Origin of the sequence: Photobacterium obscurum (assembly GCF_026191635.1) — a bacterium.
Classification (GTDB): domain Bacteria; phylum Pseudomonadota; class Gammaproteobacteria; order Enterobacterales; family Vibrionaceae; genus Photobacterium; species Photobacterium obscurum.
On the sequence record NZ_JAKRRW010000022.1, the window covers coordinates 83,273 to 89,305 of the forward strand.

The 6,033-nt window shown below is 43.9% G+C and carries 5 protein-coding genes; 3 read left to right on the forward strand and 2 right to left on the reverse strand.

What is annotated here, in order from left to right:
* Positions 1-21: 21 nt before the first annotated feature.
* The 3 genes from phnX (at position 22) to MD588_RS21135 (ending at position 3,184) form a co-directional block, all read left to right on the forward strand.
* The gene (gene phnX / locus MD588_RS21125) at positions 22-831 is read left to right on the forward strand and encodes a phosphonoacetaldehyde hydrolase (protein ID WP_265699685.1); all 810 of its coding nucleotides are present in this window, start codon (positions 22-24) and stop codon (positions 829-831) included.
* Between the two features lie 302 nt (positions 832-1,133).
* Positions 1,134-2,381, forward strand: coding sequence for a glucose-1-phosphate adenylyltransferase (gene glgC / locus MD588_RS21130; RefSeq protein ID WP_265699686.1), 1,248 nt, complete (start codon positions 1,134-1,136; stop codon positions 2,379-2,381).
* 398 nt (positions 2,382-2,779) lie between these two features.
* Complete coding sequence (locus MD588_RS21135) at positions 2,780-3,184, forward strand: hypothetical protein (RefSeq protein WP_265699687.1); 405 nt, start codon at positions 2,780-2,782, stop codon at positions 3,182-3,184.
* Positions 3,185-3,244: 60 nt separating this feature from the next.
* Here MD588_RS21135 and MD588_RS21140 read toward each other — a convergent pair whose 3' ends face one another.
* Complete coding sequence (locus MD588_RS21140; protein WP_265699688.1) at positions 3,245-4,651, reverse strand: basic amino acid/polyamine antiporter; 1,407 nt, start codon at positions 4,649-4,651, stop codon at positions 3,245-3,247.
* 206 nt (positions 4,652-4,857) lie between these two features.
* A complete protein-coding gene (locus MD588_RS21145) occupies positions 4,858-5,331 on the reverse strand; it encodes a cell division inhibitor SulA (protein WP_265699689.1) in 474 nt (157 codons plus the stop codon).
* Between the last annotated feature and the right edge of the window lie 702 nt (positions 5,332-6,033).

The window sequence follows — 6,033 nt, forward strand, 5'->3', positions numbered from 1 at the left end:
AATATAACGAGGACAAAAAGAATGACGAACCTTCAGGCGGTAATGTTTGACTGGGCAGGTACGGTGGTTGATTTTGGTTCTTTCGCACCGACGACAATCTTTGTTGAAGCTTTCAAACGCGAATATGATTTTGATATTTCATTGGAAGAGGCCCGCGTTCCCATGGGACTGGGAAAATGGGACCACATTAAAGCCGTTGGTGAGTTGCCTGAAGTTGATGCGCGCTGGCAGGCAAAGTTTGGCCAACCGATGCAAAAAGAAGATATTGATAAGATTTATCAGACCTTCATGCCACTACAGGTGAAAAAAGTAGCCGAACACGCAGATCTCATCCCCGGCGCCAAAGAGGTGATTGATGGCTTGCGTCAGCACAATATTAAAATTGGCTCATGTACGGGTTATCCGCGAATTGTGCTGGATGCCCTGCTGCCAGCAGCCAAAGCCAATGGATATAGCCCGGACTGCGCAGTGGCGACTGATGATCTGAAGGCTGGTGGACGTCCTGCGCCGTATATGTTGCTGCAAAATATGATAGAGCTGGCAGTCGATGATGTGAAAGCATGTGTAAAAGTGGATGACTCTCTGCCAGGTATTACCGAGGGGTTGAATGCTGGTATGTGGACGGTTGCACTTCTGTTGTCTGGTAACGAAGCCGGTTTAACCTTGCAAGAGTTTGAGGCTGCTGATGAAGCAACACTGGCCGCAGCTCGCATTAAAGCACAAGACGTCTTTGCCCATTCCGGCGCACACTACCAGGTTGATACTATTGCAGATCTCCCTGATGTGCTTGCGGATATTGAGCTGCGCCTGTCAAAGGGAGATCGCCCTTAAGCGAGTCACGCAGATATTTGAGCCTTTGGATCTCGACCTAAGCAACGTCATGATCCAAAGGCTTTTTTTGTTTTAACGAGCTGTGCATCAAGTTGCTCTTTGGTGGTGCATTGATAGTTTTGTTTGCCCTGTTTTAGTGAGGAGCAAATGGTGGCTCTGTATCTCGGGCATAGGATAAAGGGTTGTGATAGCCCTTGGACAAGTGAGAGGGAGGTAGAAATACTGGCTCCTGAGTTGATTATTGTCAAATTGGCTTGGTAATTGCCTTTGGGTATTGATGCTTAGGAAGCGTATCGCCATTAATGGAACAACAAGCCGAGGGATGCTCAATGAAAGAAGAAACCATAACAGTAATCTTAGCGGGTGGGGAAGGAAAGCGTCTATCGCCGTTAACGGACAATCGAGCAAAACCGGCAGTGCCGTTTGGTGGCAAATATCGAATTATCGATTTTACGCTGGCTAACTGCTTGCACTCAGGGTTAAGAAAAATTCTGGTTTTGACACAGTATAAATCGCACTCCTTACAGAAGCACCTACGTGATGGCTGGTCTATTTTTAATCCCGAATTGGGAGAGTATGTTACTGCTGTTCCGCCGCAGATGCGAACCGGCGACAACTGGTATCAGGGGACGGCTGACGCGATTTACCAAAACCTCTATTTGCTCTCGCGCAGTGATGCAAAATATGTAGTCGTCCTTTCAGGTGATCATATCTACCGCATGGATTATGCCCCTATGCTTAAGCACCATAAAGAGACCAAGGCCGATCTGACAGTGGCTTGTATGGAAGTACCTAGGGAGGAGGCAAAGGCTTTTGGTGTAATGGAAGTCAATAACCAGCATCAGGTGCAGGCATTTACTGAAAAGCCAGGTAATCCGGCGTCACTGCCGAATAACCCTGATTCTAGTTTGGCATCAATGGGTATCTATATTTTTTCGATTGATAAGCTCGTTGAGGTGTTACAGCTGGACGCAGAAAACCCGCTATCTAGCCATGACTTTGGCAAAGATATTATACCGAAGCTAATAGATGGACGTGGAGTTTATGCTTACCGGTTTGGTGGTGAGGAAGGGCGGGTTAGTCAAGATGCCTACTGGCGAGATGTTGGTACGATTGATGCCTTTTACCAGTCCAACATGGACTTATTAAAAGTGCAGCCACCTTTGGATATCTATCAGCAAGACTGGCCAATTCGTACCTATGAACCGCAGTTACCACCTGCGCGAACGGTTTCATCGGCTACGGGCAATGAGGGGATTTTTATCAACTCGATTATTTCTAATGGTGTGGTTATTGCTGGTGGCTCGGCGCAAAACTCTGTGTTGTTTCCCAAAGTCTCTATCGAGAATGCTGCCGTAGTGATTAACAGTATTTTGTTCGAGGGGGTGGAGGTTGGTGAAGATGCGCATCTAGAAAACTGTATTGTTGATAAGAATGTACAGATCCCTGCTGGAACGATAATTGGTGTAGACAAGAAAAAAGACGCGGAGCGGTTTGATGTTTCTAAAAATGGAGTCGTTGTAATTCCGTCGTCTTATAAGTTTGGTTAAAGGGGGTTAATGAAATCCCTAAAAGGTATGTTTGACTGGCGATAATTTCACCTTATTTAAATTGAGGAATGCTTCAAGGTTGAGCATGTTGCGGCTTGTGGTGTTATTTTGCAAATCTGTTTTCATTGTGTTTCTAATTGTCAGCGAGTGGTGATTTGTATCATTATTTCAATAAGGTAACCATTGTATTTTTAAGGTTTTGTTGATGTTAATCAATTGTGTTTTATGTATTTTTTATTTGGTTTTTAGGCTTGAAAAGCAAGATCGAGTGCAAACTTTCTACAATAAAGAATTCCTCACTAGCAAGTTAGACGTATAGTTAATTACGGTTAAACGTATATGCCAATCGGTGCATTGAGTTTTATACAACAGTTGTTATGTTTCTTTTAAGGATGAGTATGGAAACATCAGTTGGAATCTCAAACAATAGTAACGTCGTGTTCGACTACACATCGTTCTTATCAGCATCTTGTAATCATAGACTGACCTTTATTGATGCGTTACAGGCGTTAATTCCGGCATTCGAGATATCATGGACCTCCTCTATGCCGAACGGGTTAACAGAGTCAGAAAAATTACAGATGCAAGCACTTAAAGTGCTGTCGACCAGCATAAGTGATTCGAACAATTTGATCCGCCTGCTACGCTTAGCACGTGCTGAGCATATAGAAGAGCTAGTGATTTCTTTGCCGTATGCATTGGATAGTGATCAGCTTGATCAAATTGAAAACAAAGCTGGATGCAGGATCACAATAGCGACCGACAATGGTGAAGAGCTAAGAGTGCATATGGTTGAATCCTGACGGATGAAACACAAGAAAATAAAAAGCCAGCTAAAAGCTGGCTTTTTTCTTGCGTAACGGTTAGAGCATTCCCTTCCACAGCATTCCTACTGCCATACAAGCAGCAACCGTCAGTAGGCTGGCTGCGGCTTTTTCAGTACCGACAAATGCCTTCTCGTTTTGCTCCCGTTTGGCCTGAACATAAAAGTACAAGCCCGGTAAGTACAATAGAGCCGATAGCAGCAGGTAGTTTAACCCTGAAGCATAAAGTAACCAGAGGCCATAAATGCTGGCGCAAAGGCCGACAATAAAGAGTGAACCGCGATTCTTGCGCTCAATTGCAAGCTTGAGTGTATAGGCTCCGACAAGGAAGTATGGAACCAGGATCATTTCAGAAGCGATTGCCAGTAATGTGTCATAGGTACTGCCAGCGAATACAACGAAAATCAGAGATACCTGCACACAGCTGTTTGTCAGGAAAAGGGCTTTCACTGGACTTCCGGCATCATTTTGGGCAGCGAATCGTTTTGGGAACATATTGTCTTTAGCGCCAAGGTAAGGTGCTTCAGAGGCAAGAACTGTCCAGCTAAGAAAAGCGCCGCATACGGAAATTAGCAAACCACATCCAATGATAATGGCTCCCCAAGGGCCGAGAATTTCAGTCAGTACTCTCGCCATAGACGGGTTCTGATAGGTTGCAAGTTCTTGTGTACTGATGACCCCCATAGATAGTAGGGTAACAAATACATATATCGAAAGTGCAGTGAGTAGGCCGAGGATAGTAGCACGTCCGATATCTTTACGATTCTTCGCGCGGCTAGATACAACCACGGCACCTTCAATACCAATGAAAACCCATACCGTAATCAGCATGGTACTTTTTACCTGGGACAGTAAATCGTGCTGCTCACCAAAGTGGAGCCCGGTGAAGTCGAAGACGAAAGTATCCCACTGGAAGGCAATCATTGAGCAGAAGATAAACAGGAAAAGAGGGATTAGTTTGGCGATGGTGGTGATCATGTTGATCACAGCTGCAGTTTGCACACCGCGTAATACCAGTGCATGGACAAGCCAGAGCAGTATCGATGAGCCGGCCACTGCAAACCAGGTGTTACCTGCACCGAATATCACCATATCAGGTGTATCGAAAAACATCCCGAGGGTACTAAATACGATGACAAGGTAGGAGACGTTGGCAAGCATGGCACTTAACCAGTAACCCCAGGCGGAACAAAAGCCGATGAAGTCACCAAAACCAGCCTGAGCATAACCAAAAACCCCACTTTCTATATCAGGCCGCAGCTGTGAAAGGTGCTGGAAGGCCAGCGCGAGAAAGATCATACCAATACCCGTGATAGTCCATCCAATCATCACGGCTGCAGGGCTGGCCACCGCTGCCATATTTTGAGGAAGGCTGAAGACTCCTGCTCCTATCATTGAACCGATAACAAGTGCAGTCAACGCACCTAATCCCAGTTTCTTTTCCATTTCAATTATCCGGTCTAAATGACTGTTATTTTATAAGGCGGGGGTATTTTATGATGGTTTGCAGCTAACTTGCACAAATTATGTGATGTATTTTGAAGTCGAAATAGCTAATAGTGCTATTTATTGTACTGGATCAAAAAAGCCACCAAAAATTGCACTTTGGTGGCAAAATATCATGTTAATGAATGGTTTAGATGATGTTCGTCTCAGTGGATAGTCAATTTACTTTTTGTTGCGCGATTAATAACAAAAGCATAAGAAGAGCCATTGTAAGCTGCTTGGCGAATTTCCTCTGTCTCAAACTGTTCGATGTCACCGGTTGCAATAACAGCGCTGCAGTTTCCAGTGCTCAGTGCTTTTTCCATCAAGCTATAGTCGGATAGGCCTTTCTTGTTTTTTAATAGCAGCACTTTGTGTAAATCAATCCCCGCACTTTGCAGTAGTTTTTTGTCGATCATTGCTTCATCGCCAATGAACATAATCCAGCGGCTTTGCTGACTTGCTTGTTTAAGAATACGTAGGAAGTAGGCTAGTTGGGTCTGTTTCTCATCTGAAAAGCACACTTCAATCGGGCATTTTACCGACTGGTTGAAAGATGGCGAACTGGCGTTGGCTGCAAAAGTTGTTTTATATGCGTGAGATGCAGATACCGATTGTAGGTTGTCAAATAGTGCTGTCATTGTTCGTCATCCTTACCAGTGGTTATATATACATGCTGTATGTCTATACAGTAGTTTTATTTAGGCAGGCTTGCAAGCATTTTTTATCGACAATTTTCACATCAAGTCGGGTTCAGTGATTCAAAAATGGCGAAGTAATGCTTTATGTTATTGTTTTTAATGGGTTTTACGATCTACTTGAAATGAGTATAACCTTTTATCTAAAAGGTTAGCTATTGCTCTTGTAATAGAACTATGACAGTTGTCACACTGTATACAGTGGTTTATACAGTGGTTTATACAGTGGTTTATACAGTGGTTTATACAGTGGTTTATACAGTGGTTTATACAGTGGTTTATACAGTTGTCAGTTCCAGTCTCATTTGGGATGTCAGTTCCAGTCCCATTTGGGATTTTGTCCGGCTAAATGGGATTCTTGTTATTGGCTTATCTGCCTGATGATTAAGTGAATTTTTTAGTTTGAGAGTTTCTGGATGAAATGAGTTGTCCAACTTTCCGCTTCATACAACCAGAAAATGAGAGCCTTGAAGTTTGAACTATTTTACGTGAGAAGGCTGAATGGCTGGCTTTGTTTGTATGGTCTCGACGTGGCTACATTGCCCAGTTGTATAGAGGATGTCTGATACCGAATGGACAAAAACTGTATCTAGCCGGAGGTAGAAGGTTCCACTTTGTAGAAGGTTCCACTTCCTGGCTTGGTTC